The following is a 15951-nucleotide window of genomic DNA, read 5'->3' as shown; positions in this document are numbered from 1 at the left end:
AACTATTTCACCGCAACTTAGGAGGGGATGTGGGGTCCCTGGCATGTATATGAAAACGGCTCTGGTCCCAAAAGGAACCAGAGCCATTCATCTATCTTTATGGAGCGGGCGACGGGAATCGAACCCGCGTCATCAGCTTGGAAGGCTGGGGTTCTACCATTGAACTACGCCCGCAAGATATGGTCGGGACGACAGGATTTGAACCTGCGACATCCTGCTCCCAAAGCAGGCGCGCTACCAAACTGCGCCACGTCCCGAAGGTGTTGAGCAGCTAAGGTCTAAACCTTGCGTGTCCCAAAGCGAGGGAAATTATAGGGGAGACTCCCCGCCTGTGCAAGCGCAGAAACCCTAGCTCCTCGAATGTGCGACAAACTGGCTATGAACCAGACCGATCACAAACGCCACCACGGCAACCGGCACCCACGCGGCACCGATGTCTGCCAGGGGCAGCGCATCGAACGGCAGCCACATGCCCACAAAGAACGCGTCGCGAACCGAGGTGATCACGCTCTGCACCGCGACAACGCCGCCGACCCAGACCCACACCTGCGGATGCGCGTCGCAAAAACCGTGTACCAAACCCATGAGGACCAGCACGATGGCGACGGGATACAGGGCATTGAGCATAGGCACCGAGAACATAAGGATCACGTCGAGGCCCACGTTGGAGAGCACGCACGAAAACGCCGCGAACACAAAGGCGAGCATCGCGAAGGGGCGGCGCATGGCCTCCTCGGAAGCCTCCGCTCCTCCTTTAACCACATACGTCTCGCAGAAGTAACGCGAGCAGCAGCTAATAAGGCCGATGCACACGTTCATGCAGGCGAGGAAGAAAATCGCAAAGACGACAACCGTGCCAGCAAGACCAAAGTGCATGGAGGCCGAACGCGCAAGGATCGCGGCGCCGTTGGTGGCATCGGGCATAACCGTGCCGAGCTGCATGCCGGCAAGCGCCAGGCCGCAGTAGATGACGGCCATGAGCGTACCGGCGATCACACCCGAGCGCGAAATCTCAAAGGCCACGCGCTTGTCATCGGTCACGCCCAGCTCGTGGATGGTCTCGGCGATGATGATGCCAAAGGCGAGCGATGCGAGCAGGTCCATGGTCTGGTAGCCGGTCAAAAAGCCCTGCACGGCAGCACCGGCATTGTAGGGAGCCTGCGGCGCGGCAGCGGGACCCAGCGGCGAGATCACGGCAGCACCCACGACCAGCACGATGAGCGCGATAAGCGCCGGACCCGTAATGCGACCGAGCACGCGCGCGATGACGCCCGGACGCAGCGTGAGCGCAAACGCGACGACAAAGAAGCCGACGGCAAACACCAGGCGAGCCGTGCCGAGTGAGACACCCTCGGGCAGCAGCGGCACCAGCATTTCGAAGGCCGTGGAGCTCGTGCGCGGAATAGCCAGACACGGGCCGATTGCTAAATAGACCGCCGCGACAAAAAACTCACCAAACTTGGGATGTACGCGACTGGCAAGCTCGCGCGCCGTTCCGGCAAGCGCGACGGCGATAAATCCCATAACAGGCAGACCGATAGCGGCAATCAAAAAGCCGATCATGGCGAGCGGCGTGACAGAACCCGCCTGCAGCGCCAGCAGCGGCGGAATAATGAGGTTGCCGGCGCCAAAGAGCATCGAGAACAGGGCGATGCCGACGGTAACGACATGGTCGGAGCGCAGACCGCGCGGTGCAGATGAGGCCATAGGCACACCTTTCGGGTCGAAACAAAAAATGGGACGGGCAAAAGACCCGTCCCGCAAGTATATACGCTCTAGCAGGCTAAATCGCGCAAAGCATCAATCGCGGTGTCGACATCCTCGTTCGTGTTGAAATACCCAAACGAGAAGCGGACGACGCCCTGGCGCCCGGTCCCGAGCGCGCGGTGCATGAGCGGAGCGCACTGGGCGCCGGGGCGCGTCGCAATCCCCCACCCTTGCATGAGCGCATCCGAGATCTCGGCAGAGTCGATATCGCCCACGTTGAGCGACACGATCGCCGAGCGCGTCGGCTGGTCAAAGGCACCGTAGAGCGCAATCCCCGGAATCTCGCGCACGCCGGCAAGGAAGCGACCAGCGAGCGCACGCTCGTGGGCAGCAATCGCCTCGACCCCACCGCGGGCCTCGATAAAGTCGAGACCAGCGGAAAGGCCCGCGATGCCATGGCCGTTGAGCGTGCCCGCCTCCAGGCGCGTGGGCCACTCAAGCGGCTGCAGCATATCAAAGCTGTGCACACCCGTGCCGCCCATGGCCCAAGGAGCCACATCGATGCCCTCGGCCACGGCCAGACCGCCGGTGCCCTGCGGGCCCATGAGCCCCTTGTGACCGGTAAAGCACACCACGTCGAGCCCCAAAGCCTGCATATCGATATGCGCCGTGCCGGCCGACTGCGAAGCATCGACAATCACGAGCGCACCAGCCGCATGAGCCACAGCCGCCACACGTGCGACATCAACGGCGTTGCCGGTCACATTGGAGGCCTGTGTCACCACCACAGCACGCGTGCCCGGCGTGACCAACCGCTCGAGCTCGTCGTAGTCGAGCACGCCGCTCGCATCGCAACCAGCATGCTCAACGGTCACGCCCCGCTCTGCCGCCAGGCGGTTGAGCGGACGCAGCACGGAGTTGTGCTCGAGCACCGTTGTGACCACACGGTCGCCGGGGCGCACCACACCATTGATAACGGTGTTGAGCGCCACCGTGGAATTGGGCGCAAAGCACACATGGTCCGCCCTCGGGCAACCCAAAAGGCGCGCGAGCTTGGCACGGCAAGCGTGAATCGTACGAGCGGCATCGAGCGCACCCGACGTCGCGCCGCGTCCGGCATTGCCGAGCGAGCACATCGCCTGCGCCACGGCATCGATCACCGCCTGCGGCTTGTGTATGGTCGTCGCCGCGTTATCCAGGTAGATCATCGCACAACCTCCCACATATCGATCACGGTATAGCCCTCGGCGGGGACGCCCGCTGCGGCAAGCTCGCTGCGCAGCAGGTCCTTGTCCGAAGGCAGTGCCTTCCACGCCAAGCCGCAGCCGGCAGCGACCTCCCCGGGCACGGGAATCGTGCGCCCGGGAAGACCGCGCTCGATGCATAGGGTCTCGCACCCCATGGCGGCCGCCGTGGTAGGAAACGTGATGACAAGCGCAGGGCGCTTTTCTCTCATGGCAATCCCGCCCAAACGCTACGGACGCACGACGCGCGCGGCCTGCTCCATCTTCTCCACGATCACGTACATGTTTGTGACCTCGCCCACCGCGAGCTGGTCCTTAATGCCAAAGTGATCGAGGCAGGTGCCGCAGGTGAGAATCTCGACGCCCTGCTCGGCCAGCCCCTTCAGGTCATCGAGTACCGGTGAGCCCTCGACGGTGAGCTTGGCGCCGCCGTTATAGAACAGCATGGTCGCGGGCAGCTCATCCTGCTGCGTCACAGCAAAGATGAAGGCCTTCATGAGCTTGTGGCCCAGCTCGTCGTCGCCGCGACCCATGCAGTCGGTGTAGACGGAAATGACGAGCTCGCCCTTACCGGCGCTGGCATCACAGAAGTCAGCGCCATCCTGCTCGGGATCGGCCACGGTCACGGCACCAGCGGTCACCACGGTCACGTGCCACTCGGCGTCAGAAACCTTCTCGACCGAGGCCGTGCAGCCCTTCTCCTGCGCCATCTTGGAGATGTTCTTGACGGCGGTCTCGTTATCGACCGAGGTCACGACGGCACCCTCGCCATCAAGCTGCTTCAGGGCTTTGAGCGTCTTGACGACGGGCAGCGGGCAGGCATCGCCCATGGCATTGACTTCAATTTTGGTAGACATAGCTACATCCTTTCAAAAGAACCGCTCTAGAACGGCAAACAGTGACATAATTGTGTAGTTAGCGCACAACGCGAACGGCAGGACCGCCTGGCACCCGCTCGCACACGCGACCGACGACGGCGGCGATACGTCCTTCGGCATGCAGACGGCGCACAAGCTCTTCCACATCGGCAGCAGATGCCGCGATAAGCAGGCCACCAGACGTCTGCGGATCGTACAGCGCGTCGAGCATGCCCGGCTCCAGGTCATCGTCGGCCGTCACGCGCGGGCCAAAGAAATCCTGGTTGCGGTAGGCGCCGGCAGGGATAATGCCCAGGCGCGCCATGTCGATTACCTGGTCAAAGAGCGGCACCGCCCCCGACGCAAGCTCAACTTGCACGCCCGATCCCTCGGCCAACTCGCACGCGTGCCCGATCAGGCCATATCCCGTGACATCGGTGCAGCCGTGAAGCTCAAGTCCCTCGGCCAGACGAATCGGCGCCTCATTGAGGGCACACATCGAGTCAAACATAGCTGCGGCCTCGTCCCGCTCGATGAGCTCGCCCTTAATGGCCGTGGTGATGATGCCCGAGCCGATCGCCTTGGTCAGCAGCAGAACATCGTCCATGCGCGCGCCGTTGTTGGCGAGCATACGGTCGAGTGCGACAAAACCGCTCACGGACAGGCCGTACTTGGGCTCGTCGTCGTTGATAGTGTGGCCGCCCGCGATGGTGCAGCCGGCCTCGACGCACTTGTCGGCGCCACCCGCCAAAATCTGCCCGGCAACCTCAACGCCCAGGCAATTGGGAATGCACAGTAGGTTCATAGCATGGCTCGGTCGTCCACCCATGGCGTAGATGTCCGACAGCGAGTTTGCCGCCGCGATCTGGCCAAACAGGAACGGGTCGTCGACCATCGGTGGAAAGAAGTCGATGGACTGCACGAGGCCCAGGTTCTCGCCGACGCGAAAGACACTCGCATCGTCGGAGGTATCGAACCCCACGAGCAGGTTGTCGTTATGCACATTGGGTAAGTCGCCCAAGACCTGGGCGAGGGCTCCAGGAGCCAACTTAGCGGCTCAACCGCTCGCGGCAGTCATAGACGTGAGCTTCATCTGATCGTCAGCCATCGATACCTCCCCTCATCGGTCAATCAGTTCCTCCCAGTATACGCATGGCCGCGCCGGGAAAGGCCGGCGTATGGCGCAACCCCCACATGAGCGCCTGGGCTCATGTGGCCGCATCGACCGACGAGCAGCCCGCCGGCATGACGCAGGTCCACGCAGTGATACCATCCGTTTTCAACACCGCGGCCTTCGCGGCCGTCGAGACTATGTCGATACCAATGCCAACCACGGTATTACCCGGCGCTATCGACAGACCAAATGGATCCTGTTGGCATCAAAATGCATGCGCAGCGTCTCGCCTGCTTGTGGCAGCTCGTCGACAGGCATGCCCACTTTGTTGACCTTCCACTGCAGACGCGTGGGCGCATCGGCACGCGGCACATCCAGCAGCACCAGGCGCTCAAAACGCGAATCGCTCACGCGGGCCACGTGCAAATCATAGCTGTTGCGACCCCGCTCAGCGCGATTGTCAACATGGAAGTAGCTTGCGCGAACGCCCAGGTACGCCACATCATCGGGAACCTCGCGACCCACGTTAAAGGTCATGCCCCAGTCGAGGGCCTCGACCTCCTGGGGCCCGATCTTGCGCGCGCGGCTCGTATTCTTGCAGCCCGTCAGGCGCAGCGCAGCCAAGGTCTGCGGCCGGCGGACCACGTCCTCGACGGAGCCGATCTCCTCAACATGCCCGTCGTGCATCACGCAGATGCGCTGGCACAGGCGGCACGCTTCGTCGATGTCGTGGCTCACATAGAGCACGGTGCGGTTGCACACATCGAACAGGTCGAGCATGTTCTGTTCGAGCGCGCTCTTGAGATACGCGTCGAGCGCGCTCATGGGCTCGTCGAACATAAAAATGCCCGGGTGCGCCGCCACCATGCGGGCCAGCGCCACGCGTTGTTGCTGACCTCCCGAGAGTCGCGCGGGATAGCGGTCGGCAAAATCGGCCAGACCGAAAATGCCCAGATAGCGCTCGGCGAGCTTTTTGCGAGCGGCGGCGTCGCCCACGTCCTGTACACCGGCGCATACGTTATCGGCCACCGTCATGTTGGGAAACAGCTGATAGTTTTGGAACAGCAGGGCGCATTTTCGCTCCTGGGGCGACAGGTTGATGCCCGCCGCCGAGTCAAAAAAGGTCACGCCGTTGACGACGATCTTGCCCTCGTCGGGCGCCTCCACGCCGGCAATGCAGCGCAGCGTACAGCTCTTGCCACAACCCGAGGCGCCGAGCAGCGCCACACGCTCCTCGCCGGCATCGAGCTGCATATCGAGCATAAACCCGGGATAGCGCTTTTTGATATCCAGAACGAGCGACATGGCCTATCGACCTCCCTGCAATGCGGCATCGTCGCGCATGAGCTCGGTCAGCGCCTCGCGATCGATACGCAAGGCATCGCCGCCCGCCGGGTCGAGCGAATCGCCCTGTCCGGCGCGATCTTTGGCCTGTTTGCGCTCCGCACGGGAAAGACCCCGCTCGCGATACTTTTGCGAATGAGCGGTGTACATGTTGATGAACAGGATAACTATGAAACTAAACACGATCACGACAGCAACCCAAAAGAGCGCCACCGACGTGTTGCCGCCCATCCACTCAAAGTAGATAGCGATGGGAATGGTCTGCGTAATACCGGCGTAGTTGCCCGCAAAGAACAGGGTGCAGCCAAACTCGCCCATCGCGCGGGCAAAGGCGAGCACCGTGCCGGCGGCAATCGAGGGCCAGCCGAGCGGCATCATGAGCTTGGCAAAGATGCGACGTTCGGACCATCCTAGGGTTCGCGCGGCATCGAGCATCTGTGTGTCAAGGCTCTCAAAAGCACCGAGTGCCGTGCGGTAGACCAGGGGAAACGACACCACCACGGCAGAGATCACCGCCGCCGGCCACGTAAAGACGATCGAGATGCCGTGCGCGATGAGCCACCGACCGACCCCGGTCGAGCGGCCAAACAACATAAGCAGCAAAAAGCCGCTGACCGTGGGCGGCAGCACCATGGGAATGGTAAAGACCGAATCGAGCAGGCCCTTGATGCGACTCGAGGTACCCATAGTCTTCCACGCGGCGAACAGGCCCAGCGCAAAGGCAATCACCAGGGCAAGGCCGCTCGTTTTAATGGACACCCAAAGCGGGCGATAGTCGATGTCGTCCAAAAAGGAGGCCAGAGAGGTCAAGGGCCCCTGCTCATCCCGCAACACGACAGACGATGCCTCTACCATTTGAGCGCTATCAAGCCAACGCGCGCCGCCCTTGGCATCACCCGAGGCCGATGCAATCACCACATAGCGGTCCCCATCCGCACCGCGCTCGTCAAAGCCATAGGTATACCCACCGGCATCAAACGTTGTTTCCGTCGTGACATACCAAGGAAGATCAATGTCCCCTAGCTGCGCGCCTCCCATGCAGTTTGCGCTGTCGAGCTCACAGACGAGGGCCTTGAGACCCGATACGCACTCGTTGTCCCGCGGATCCAATCCATACTTCTCGACCGCCTTGGGCGATATCCACACCACAACGCGATCGGCAGCAGGCGCCACTACAAGGTCCACGTCCTCGTCAATGGGAAACCGGTAGCCCTCAGGCTGGCCCTCCATGGCACGAGCGGTCCCCTTGGCCAACCGCTCAAAACCCTCAATCCCATAGGAAAGCCCATGAGCGGTCGCAGCAACCTGGGCCCCGTCCTCAGCGTCCCCAGCAAACGCAAATCCCGGCACCCAGCAAAGCGCGAAGGTCAAGGCACAGGCGACAAGCATGCGGAATCGATTAAGCACGAAAAGCTCCAAGCGAATACAAGAACGGAGTAAAACACAAAACGATGGAATTATCGCGCCAAGCCGCACTACTCGGAAAGCTCGAAGCCGTACTTAGCCCAAATCTTCTGAGCCTTCTTGTTGGTCAGACAGAAGTCGATGAACTCCTTGGCCTCGTCGGCGTGCTCGGAGCTCTCGGCAACGGCACCCGGGTACACGATGGGCTTGTGCGAATCCTCAGGGCACACGAAGGCCTCCTCGATGCCGTCGTAGCGGAAGATATCGGAGCTGTAGACAAAACCGGCCACGCAGTCGCCCGTGGACACATAGGCGGCAGCGGTACCAACTTTGTCGGCCAGCGCTACCTTGTCGGCGATCTGGGGAGCATACTCGCCGTCGTCGCCCTCGGCGCCGGTGTAGAGGCCCACGGAAGCCAGCGCCTGGTTGGCGTACTTGCCGGCTGGGACGGTCTTAGCGTCGCCGATGGCGATCTTGCCGTCCAGATTCGCGACGTCGGCGATGGCCTCGATCTTGGTGTCGGAGCCCTCGGCGCGAATGATCACGAGGTCGTTGACGAACATGTCCTCACGGGTGTCGGTGTCGACGAGCTCGGCGGTCTCAGCGTCATCCATGGTGCCCTTGGAAGCGGTAATGAGCACATCGACCGTGGCGCCGGCACGCATCTGCTCGACGAGGTCGCCGGAGGCCTTAAACTGCGTGTCGGCAAAGGTGGTGCCGGTCTGCTCGGTGTAGAGCTCCTGAACCGCGGGCAGAGCCTTCTCGAGCGAGTTGGCAGCAAAGACCTGCAGTTCGACAGCCTTCTTGGACGAAGCCTTGGCGGAGCCGGCATCGGAGCCGGCCGGCTCAGACGTCTTATTGCTGGAGCAGCCGGTAAGGCCAAGGCCGGCAGCGGCGACAGCAGAAAGCGAGACGAATCCGCGGCGAGAAACCATATTGAACATGTTCAACCCTTTCGGACCTTGTGCCCGGGCACCCCACCGCGGGCTTTATTCTGTTATTAGATTATACTTACCTGAGAATAATGTTTGTGATTAATATCTCTCACATGAGATTATTCTTTTACCGATAACCACGAAACGGCCTGCACTGACGCTGCATAAAAAGGCGGAGCAGCCCATAAGGTCACTCCGCCGCAGGTAGTGCGCTTATTTGGCGTGCCCGCCGCCCGCCATCATTTGGGCCGCATGCTCAAGCTGATCGCTCACGGCCTCCCAGCTTTCGCGGGCCGCTTTCGTGGATCCCGGAAAATTGATGACAAGCGTATGCCCACGCTGCATGCACACGGCGCGCGAGAGCATGGCGCGGCGCGTCTTGGTCATGGAGTAGGCACGAATTGCCTCGGCAATACCCGGCACATCGCGGTCGCAGACGGCACGCGTCGCCTCGGGCGTCACATCGCGCATCGAAAGCCCCGTACCGCCGCAGGTGAGCACGACATTGGCGTGGCACTCATCGGCGGCTTCCACAATAGCATCACCGATCTCACTGACGTCGTCACGCACGACCACATGTGAGGCGACCGTCCAGCCCTGCGCCACGATGAGCTCCTCGAGCGCAGCACCCGCCTCGTCCTGGGCAAGATCACGCGTATCCGAGCACGTCACGATCGAAATCTTCAACTCCATAGCATTCCTCCTATAGCACCGTGCCCTCGGGCAGGTCGACACGCACGACATCCACGACGTCGCCCGCCGCAAGGTCGCACGGTCCTTCGTCAATACGCAGCAGGCAGTTGGCCCGCTGCATCGTGCCGAGCAGCGCCGAATTCTGCGTCTTGGCCTCGGTCACCAACAACTCACCGGTCTCGGGATCGCGCAAAACCGTGGCGCGATCGAAGAAACGGCGATGCTGTCGCTTTTTCACGCCGTGCGTGAGCGTCGCCTGCTGCACGGGGCGCACGCCCTCGGCAAAGCCGCGCATCTTGCGAATCGCCGGGCGGGCAAGCATCTCAAAGCCTACATACGCCGCGGCCGGATTGCCTGAAAGCCCCAGGTAGGGCTTACCCCCGAGCAGGCCAAACGTGATGGCCTTGCCCGGACGCATCGAGATGCGATCGAACAGCACCTCGCCCTCGCGCCGGACGAGCGCCGTCACGTAGTCGTAATCGCCCGCCGAGGCGCCACCACTCGTAATGACAAAATCGCACTCCTGCACGGCACGATGCACAAGCTCGGCAATCGCCTGCTCATCATCGGGAGCGATGCCAAAGAACACCGGATCTGCCCCGGCATCGAGTGCCTCGGCCATTAACGCCGAGGAGTTGGAATCGCGAATCTGCCCGCGCGCCGGCAGCTCACTCGGCGCGACCAGTTCCGTCCCCAGCGAGATAATGCCCACGCGCGGGGCGGCATGCACCTTCACGCTCGCATACCCGGCGCTCGCCAGCAGGCCGGCGCCTGCCGGGGCCACAACCTCGCCGGCGCGCATCACGACGTCGCCGGCATGGGCCTCCTCGGCGGCAGAGCGAACGTTCTCCCCCACTTTAGCAGGCGCCGAGAAGCTCACATGCGAGTCCTCGTTGCCGTCGCCGTCGAGCACATCGACGATCTCATACTTCACCACGGCATCCGCGCCCCCGGGTACCGGCGCGCCTGTCATGATGCGGACCGTCTCGCCCGCGCCGATGGTGCCCCTAAACACATGGCCCGCGGCCTCGTGTCCGATAACGTCGAGCGTCACCGGCGCCTCGCCAGATGCCTGTGCCAAGTCCGCCGAGCGCACGGCGTATCCGTCCATAGCGCTGTTGGCAAACGGCGAGATATCGATATCGGCCACCGCGTCATCGGCCAAGGGAAGGCCGGCGGCCTGCCATACGGGAATCTCGACAACTTCCGTCATTTGCATCTGTGAAAGGACAATCGCCTGGGCATCCTCCAGCCGCATGAGTTCCTCTGCCACATGTACCTCTTTAATCCGCGGCGCACATCACGGGCGCCGATTCATTATGTTTATCTCAGTATAATCCCCCGCCGCACGGCGGCGACACGACCCACGTTCTCGAATACATCTGTCGGCCGCAAGCCGCGAAACAGAAACAAAACCAACCTGCCGATTTGTCACGTTTGACACGTTCTATAATGCTTGCGTTGCAACCTAAAAGAGGAACGTATGGCTTTTACCGACAAACCCGAAAGCGCAAACGAGGCGCAGGATCATTCCCAACCGTTCGACGACGGCGGTCTTTTCTCCCTGAACGACGTCATCACGGCAGGCAGGCATCAACTAACCCGCTCCGAGCAGCTCTTGGCTGCAGACACGCGCCGCAATGCCCGCAACATGCTCGCAAGCGCCAAGCTGCTCGCGCTCGTAGTTATCGTCTCACTCGCCATGGGCGTTGCCGCTTGGGCGTTTTTGGCCTCGCTGAATATCGCGACCGATTATCGCGAGCACCATGCGTGGGTGTTCGCCCTGCTCCCCATCGTGGGCATGGCCACCGCGTGGGTCTACAAGAACCACGGTCTCGCCGCCAAGCGTGGCAACAACCTGGTCATTGACTCCGCCCTGGGCACACGCCTCATCCATATGCGCATGGCCGTCCTCACCTTCGTCTGCTCCACGCTCACGCACCTAACGGGCGGATCGGCCGGTCGCGAGGGAGCCGCGGTGCAGATTGGCGGCACCATCGCCAGCAACATCTCGAACCTCGCCCACCTCAAAAAGCATGACCACCACGACCTCATGCTCGCCGGCATCTCGTCGGCCTTTGGCGCCGTATTCGGCTCGCCCCTTGCCGGAGCTTTTTTTGGCATGGAGATGTGCTTTATCGGCAAGATCGACTACACAGCGGGCATCTACTGCCTGGTCGCATCGTTTACCGGCTACTTTACATCACTCGCCCTAGGTACCGAGTATGAGACGAATGTTATCGCCAGCGTCCCCGACATGACGCTGCGGACGGTTGCCATCGTTGTTGTCAGCGCCATTATCTTTGGTCTCACCGCACGCCTCTTTGCCTGGTCGGTTCGAACCGTCAAGAGCCTGTACGGTCGCTTTATCACCAATTACCTCGTTCGCGCACTCGTGGGCGCGCTCGTGGTGCTCGCGGCCTACGCAATGCTCGGCGCCTGGAAGTATGCCGGCCTTGCCACCTGGCTCTCGGGCGCCGGGTTTGCCGGTAACACGACCCTTTCCGACGCCGCCATCAAGCTCGCGGTGACGGCGCTCACCCTGGGCGCCGGCTTCCAAGGCGGCGAGGTCACGCCCCTGTTCGGCATCGGCGCGGCGCTCGGCGGATGGATCGGATGCCTCACCGGGCTCGACCCGAGCTTTGTGGCGGCCCTCGGCATGCTCGGTGTGTTCTGCGCCGGCCTCAACGTGCCCATCACCACCTGCATGATGGCCATCGACCTGTTCCATGGAACGGCCGCGGGCTTCTTTGTCATCGTTTCGTTTATTAGCTATCTCGTCGGCGGCCACCGCGGCGTATATCCCGCGCAGCGTATTGTCTCGCCTAAACGCCGTTCGCTTATTGTGGACGAGGGCCACACGGTGGCAGAGGCTATCGAGCGCCACAACGACCTGATAGAGTAGACGTTAGTATTCGCCGTGCAGCCACAATCGGGGGCAATTTGACCTGAGCGCGACCGCACCGTCACGTCATACGCCGGGAGTCGCCCCATGCACGCAACTGATTTTGGTCGCACGCTCATCATCGCCAATCCTGCCGCCCAGTCGGGCGCCGCGCACGAGGTTGCCGAGCGCCTGCAGCGCTTTTTGGATATGACCGCGCGCACATCCCAGTTTGACCTGGTACTGACCGAGCGCATGGGACATGCCAAGGTACTTGCCGCACAGGCCCAGGGCTACCGCACGATTATCGCACTCGGCGGCGACGGCGTGATCCACGAGGTCGTCAATGGCTTGATGGCGCAAGAAGAGGCGGTTCGACCGGCGCTTGCCGTCCTGCCCGTAGGCTCCGGCAATGATTTTGCCCAAACGCTCGGTATCGACGATTTCTCCGGCAAAGATTTTGGCGCGCTGCTCACCTGCGAGCTGCAGCACCAGGATATCGGACGCATTCGCTCATGGAACCCCGCAAGCGGCTGCGGTGAGGCGATCGTCGAGTATTACGACCAGACGCTCTCCGTCGGTATCGATGCCGCCATCGGCCTGGGTACCACCGAGCTGCGCAAAAAGACCGGCTTGACGGGAGCTCCGCTCTACACCCTCTCGGGACTTGAGCAGTTTGGCCTGCGCTACCGCAACTACCCCATGACAGTCAGCTTTGATGGTGCGCCCGCCGAGCGCGTACGCGCGATTATTATGGCCATCCAGCTGGGGCCCACCTATGGTTCGGGCTATCGCATCTGCCCCGATGCCGACCCCTGTGACGGCATGCTCGACGTCTGCTACGCCTGCGGCCCCGTCCCCCGCGCGGTTGCCCTGCCCATGTTTCTTTCGGCCAAGGACGGCCACCATACCAAGTTACCGCCGGTTCGCATGCGCCGCTGCCGCCACGCCGAGCTCACCTTTGAGGAACCCGACTACCCCATCCAGGCCGACGGCGAGCCCATCGTCGCCTCGCGCATCGAGGTGGACATCCTCTCAGGGGCCCTCCACGTCTGGCACCCAACCCGCTAACCCCACCTAAGTTGCGGTGAAATAGGGACTGTTTATGCAGCTAAAGCCGAAAAATAGTCTCTATTTCACCGCAACTTATTGAGGAGATCATTCGTCGCTGCACGGCTTGCGACGATTGGCCTTTTTAATGGCGTTGAAGTGCTTGTCATTGAGCCTGCGCTGGCGAGAGCGCCGAGGCACCTTGGTCTTTACGCGTCGGCGCGGTGGACGCCCGCGACGCTCAAGCTCAGCGCGCAGCTTACGCAGGCAGCTGCTACGGTTTTGGAACTGACTGCGGCTCTCACGCGCCGTCACGGTAATCCCCGAAGGGATATGTTTCATGCGTACCGCCGAGTCCGTCGTGTTCACGCCCTGTCCGCCCGGGCCCGTCGCGCGAAACACCTGCACCTCGCAATCGCGTGCCAACTCCTCGACCGAGATCTCGGCATAGCGCGCATACTCGCGCCATCCCATCGTGTTCTCATCCATATCAACACCTCCCCTCATACAAAAAAAGTGACAAAGGGAGTGTCCCTTTGTCACATCGCGTACCAATCGCTTGTGTTGCGCGCTTAGGCGAAGGTGATCTCGCCGTTCTCGCAGTCCATATCGGCGATACGGGCCAGGCTCTCAACGCGGAAGCCGCGCTCGCGGAGCTTATCGCCGCCGCCTTGGAAACCCTTCTCCACGGCAATGCCAATACCGGACACCTCGGCACCCGCAGCCTCGCAGATCTTGATAAGACCCTCGAGCGCGCAGCCGTTGGCCAAAAAGTCGTCGATGATCAGAATCTTGTCTCCCTCGGATAGGAAGCGCTTGCCCACGATGACCGGGTACTCCTTCTGCTTGGTAAAGGAGTAGATGGTCGTGGCATACTGTTCGCCGTCAAGGTTGATGGACTGCGCCTTCTTGGCAAAGACCACCGGCACGCCGCCAAAATGCTGAGCCGCTATGCAAGCCATGCCAATGCCCGAAGCCTCGATCGTCAGGATCTTGTTGATCTCGACATCCTTGAACAGACGGGCCCACTCAGCGCCCATGTGGTCGAACAGCTCAACGTCGCACTGGTGGTTGAGGAAGGCATCAACCTTAAGGACGTTACCGGCCTTTACGATGCCGTCACGGCGAATACGATCCTCAAGCTCCTGCATGGCGCAACCCCTTCTCGCGGCAACGATACCGCGCGATTAATAAACGTTGTTCGATAGTCTACCACGGACCGACCCCCGCCCGCCCCACAAGCCCCTGCGCATCATAAAGCCGCAAGACCAGTAGATAGGCCCGATTCATGGCAAGCCTGCCCCCAAAAGTTAATGGCGGGCGCGCATCTTCACCAAACGCACCGTAGCGAGCGCAAAGCCCACAGCGGCCACAGCCATGAGCACGTAGAACACCGAGCGAAAGCCAAACAGGAACACATCCGGACGGCCGGCAACAAAGCTGGTCACGGCCTCGCCCATCGCCACGCTCATCTGCCCATACAGGATATTCGACGCCACCGTAATGCCGAATGCCATGCCAGCATAGCGCGCCAGGCTACCCAGGCTGCCCGCAAAGCCAAGTGCTTCGCGCGGAGCCGAGCCCATATACAGCGAATTATTGGGGCTCTGAAAAATCGACGTACCGCACGACATAAACGCGACGCAGCACACGATCACAGGAATAGAAGAGCGCTCGTCGAGCGTGCTTACCGCAAAGAGGCCGCACACGTACACGCCCAGGCCGACCGCCGTGGGGCCCTCGCAGCCAACACGGTCCGAAACCGTACCCGAAAGCGGCCCGATAAAGGCATTCACCATCGGTAGCGCCAAAAAGAGTAGTCCGGAGATGTCGGAACCAAAGCCGTGGGCGTCCTGAAAATAGAACGGCAGGATAAACTCGGATGCGCCAATGCCGACGAACACGATGAGCATGCAGGCAAGGTTGATAGTGAAGGCCGGATTTGCAAAGCAGCGGCGAGCGGCCTCAATCAGGGACATGGGGCGCTCACCGGCCTCCGGCTTAACATGCGGCAGCGTGTAGAGCCCCACGATAAACGAGATGACGCCAATGGGCAGATTGATGAGGAAGATGCTCTCCCAGGGAAAGCTTGCCACCAGCATGCCGCCGAGCACGGGGCCACACATCATGCCGAGGGCTACGAAGGTCGCAAGAATACCCATGGCACGACCGCGCTCGCGCGCCGGAAACGACTCGGTGATGATACCCATGTTGTTGGCCATGGCCGCCGCGCAACCGACGCCCTGCACAATGCGTGCCAGAATAAGAACTTCGAGCGAGGCCGAAAGGCCGCACAGCAGCGAGCCAGCCGTAAAGACGATTACACCCAGCTGGAATACGCCTACCTTACCGCGCACGTCACCCAAGCGGCCAAACGGCAGCATGGCCACGCACGTCGCAAGCAGGTACACCGAGCTCACCAGCTGGATGCGGTCGAGGCCCACGCCCAGCTCCTTTTGCATCACGGGCAGCGCCACGGTCACGACGGTCGAATCAAGACACACCATAAACGTCATGATGAGTACCGTAAACAGAATCGCCCATTTGTTCTTGCCATGGGTATCGCCCTCAAGGGCAATGTGTTCGCGGCGCAGCTGCTCTGCGGTTTTATCCATGTCCATCCTTTCGAGTGGCGCAACGCAAAAACGGGGCCCCAATCGCCTGCGAACAGTCGCGATTGGGGCCCCGCCTACGGAATCGGAACGAAAGGTCGCCGAAG

General features: G+C 61.7%; 14 protein-coding genes, 2 tRNA genes and 1 pseudogene. 2 read left to right on the top strand and 15 right to left on the bottom strand.

Translation table 11 applies throughout. The features are described from left to right. Window positions 1-100: 100 nt before the first annotated feature. The 12 genes from SFLMC1_RS03410 to glp form a co-directional block, all read right to left on the bottom strand. A tRNA-Gly gene (locus tag SFLMC1_RS03410) sits at window positions 101-174 on the bottom strand. A 6-nt stretch (window positions 175-180) separates the two neighbouring features. After that, window positions 181-257: transfer RNA gene (locus SFLMC1_RS03405), tRNA-Pro, on the bottom strand. Between the two features lie 91 nt (window positions 258-348). Beyond that, window positions 349-1707 carry a branched-chain amino acid transport system II carrier protein gene (gene brnQ, locus SFLMC1_RS03400; protein ID WP_152073967.1) on the bottom strand — a complete coding sequence of 453 codons (1359 nt, stop codon included), beginning with the start codon at window positions 1705-1707 and terminating at the stop codon, window positions 349-351. Window positions 1708-1775: 68 nt separating this feature from the next. Beyond that, a complete protein-coding gene (locus SFLMC1_RS03395) occupies window positions 1776-2915 on the bottom strand; it encodes an aminotransferase class V-fold PLP-dependent enzyme (protein ID WP_152073968.1) in 1140 nt (379 codons plus the stop codon). After that, window positions 2912-3163 (bottom strand): DUF3343 domain-containing protein, encoded by a 252-nt coding sequence (locus tag SFLMC1_RS03390; RefSeq protein WP_152073969.1) that lies wholly within the window; start codon window positions 3161-3163, stop codon window positions 2912-2914. Before SFLMC1_RS03390 ends, SFLMC1_RS03395 begins: the two co-directional genes overlap by 4 nt. Before the next feature lie 18 nt (window positions 3164-3181). Then, a complete protein-coding gene (yedF, locus tag SFLMC1_RS03385; protein WP_152073970.1) occupies window positions 3182-3808 on the bottom strand; it encodes a sulfurtransferase-like selenium metabolism protein YedF in 627 nt (208 codons plus the stop codon). A gap of 58 nt (window positions 3809-3866) precedes the next feature. Then, window positions 3867-4916, bottom strand: a complete 1050-nt coding sequence (selD, locus tag SFLMC1_RS03380; RefSeq protein ID WP_152073971.1) for a selenide, water dikinase SelD — start codon at window positions 4914-4916, stop codon at window positions 3867-3869. A gap of 240 nt (window positions 4917-5156) precedes the next feature. Next, window positions 5157-6227 carry a sulfate/molybdate ABC transporter ATP-binding protein gene (locus tag SFLMC1_RS03375; protein WP_152073972.1) on the bottom strand — a complete coding sequence of 357 codons (1071 nt, stop codon included), beginning with the start codon at window positions 6225-6227 and terminating at the stop codon, window positions 5157-5159. Between the two features lie 3 nt (window positions 6228-6230). Next, window positions 6231-7673, bottom strand: a complete 1443-nt coding sequence (gene modB / locus SFLMC1_RS03370) for a molybdate ABC transporter permease subunit (protein WP_226814240.1) — start codon at window positions 7671-7673, stop codon at window positions 6231-6233. A 68-nt stretch (window positions 7674-7741) separates the two neighbouring features. Next, a complete protein-coding gene (gene modA / locus SFLMC1_RS03365; RefSeq protein WP_152073973.1) occupies window positions 7742-8614 on the bottom strand; it encodes a molybdate ABC transporter substrate-binding protein in 873 nt (290 codons plus the stop codon). A 204-nt stretch (window positions 8615-8818) separates the two neighbouring features. Further along, window positions 8819-9298, bottom strand: coding sequence for a molybdenum cofactor biosynthesis protein B (locus SFLMC1_RS03360; RefSeq protein WP_152073974.1), 480 nt, complete (start codon window positions 9296-9298; stop codon window positions 8819-8821). Window positions 9299-9308: 10 nt separating this feature from the next. Beyond that, on the bottom strand, window positions 9309-10571 hold the full coding sequence (gene glp, locus SFLMC1_RS03355; RefSeq protein ID WP_152073975.1) for a gephyrin-like molybdotransferase Glp: 1263 nt from the start codon (window positions 10569-10571) through the stop codon (window positions 9309-9311). Between the two features lie 210 nt (window positions 10572-10781). Between glp and SFLMC1_RS03350 the strand changes: the two genes are divergently transcribed. Together SFLMC1_RS03350 and SFLMC1_RS03345 are read left to right on the top strand one after the other, a co-directional pair. Beyond that, entirely contained in the window at window positions 10782-12203 is a 1422-nt protein-coding gene (locus SFLMC1_RS03350; protein ID WP_187323843.1) for a chloride channel protein, read from the top strand. Between the two features lie 87 nt (window positions 12204-12290). Continuing rightward, window positions 12291-13253 (top strand): diacylglycerol/lipid kinase family protein, encoded by a 963-nt coding sequence (locus SFLMC1_RS03345; RefSeq protein WP_152073976.1) that lies wholly within the window; start codon window positions 12291-12293, stop codon window positions 13251-13253. Window positions 13254-13340: 87 nt separating this feature from the next. On the opposite strand, the pseudogene SFLMC1_RS03340 reads toward SFLMC1_RS03345, so the two are convergent. The 3 genes and pseudogenes from SFLMC1_RS03340 to SFLMC1_RS03330 form a co-directional block, all read right to left on the bottom strand. Beyond that, a pseudogene (locus SFLMC1_RS03340) lies at window positions 13341-13631 on the bottom strand (peptide chain release factor family protein); the annotation flags it as partial. 173 nt (window positions 13632-13804) lie between these two features. Continuing rightward, window positions 13805-14383 carry a xanthine phosphoribosyltransferase gene (locus SFLMC1_RS03335; RefSeq protein WP_152073977.1) on the bottom strand — a complete coding sequence of 193 codons (579 nt, stop codon included), beginning with the start codon at window positions 14381-14383 and terminating at the stop codon, window positions 13805-13807. 159 nt (window positions 14384-14542) lie between these two features. After that, window positions 14543-15847, bottom strand: a complete 1305-nt coding sequence (locus SFLMC1_RS03330; protein WP_152073978.1) for an MFS transporter — start codon at window positions 15845-15847, stop codon at window positions 14543-14545. Window positions 15848-15951: the final 104 nt, after the last annotated feature.

The organism is Collinsella aerofaciens (assembly GCF_901212495.1).
In the GTDB taxonomy this organism is placed as follows: Bacteria; Actinomycetota; Coriobacteriia; order Coriobacteriales; family Coriobacteriaceae; genus Collinsella; species Collinsella aerofaciens_H.
This window is presented reverse-complemented; position numbering and strand designations above follow the sequence as displayed.

Excerpts from the sequence above, each read along its gene's own strand:
- brnQ (WP_152073967.1), bottom strand. The coding sequence starts at position 1,707 with ATGGCCTCATCTGCACCGCGCGGTCTGCGCTCCGACCATGTCGTTACC.
- SFLMC1_RS03330 (WP_152073978.1), bottom strand. The coding sequence starts at position 15,847 with ATGGATAAAACCGCAGAGCAGCTGCGCCGCGAACACATTGCCCTTGAG.
- yedF (WP_152073970.1), bottom strand. The coding sequence starts at position 3,808 with ATGTCTACCAAAATTGAAGTCAATGCCATGGGCGATGCCTGCCCGCTG.
- SFLMC1_RS03350 (WP_187323843.1), top strand. The coding sequence starts at position 10,782 with ATGGCTTTTACCGACAAACCCGAAAGCGCAAACGAGGCGCAGGATCAT.
- SFLMC1_RS03360 (WP_152073974.1), bottom strand. The coding sequence starts at position 9,298 with ATGGAGTTGAAGATTTCGATCGTGACGTGCTCGGATACGCGTGATCTT.
- SFLMC1_RS03375 (WP_152073972.1), bottom strand. The coding sequence starts at position 6,227 with ATGTCGCTCGTTCTGGATATCAAAAAGCGCTATCCCGGGTTTATGCTC.
- SFLMC1_RS03395 (WP_152073968.1), bottom strand. The coding sequence starts at position 2,915 with ATGATCTACCTGGATAACGCGGCGACGACCATACACAAGCCGCAGGCG.
- modA (WP_152073973.1), bottom strand. The coding sequence starts at position 8,614 with ATGTTCAATATGGTTTCTCGCCGCGGATTCGTCTCGCTTTCTGCTGTC.
- SFLMC1_RS03335 (WP_152073977.1), bottom strand. The coding sequence starts at position 14,383 with ATGCAGGAGCTTGAGGATCGTATTCGCCGTGACGGCATCGTAAAGGCC.
- SFLMC1_RS03345 (WP_152073976.1), top strand. The coding sequence starts at position 12,291 with ATGCACGCAACTGATTTTGGTCGCACGCTCATCATCGCCAATCCTGCC.
- SFLMC1_RS03390 (WP_152073969.1), bottom strand. The coding sequence starts at position 3,163 with ATGAGAGAAAAGCGCCCTGCGCTTGTCATCACGTTTCCTACCACGGCG.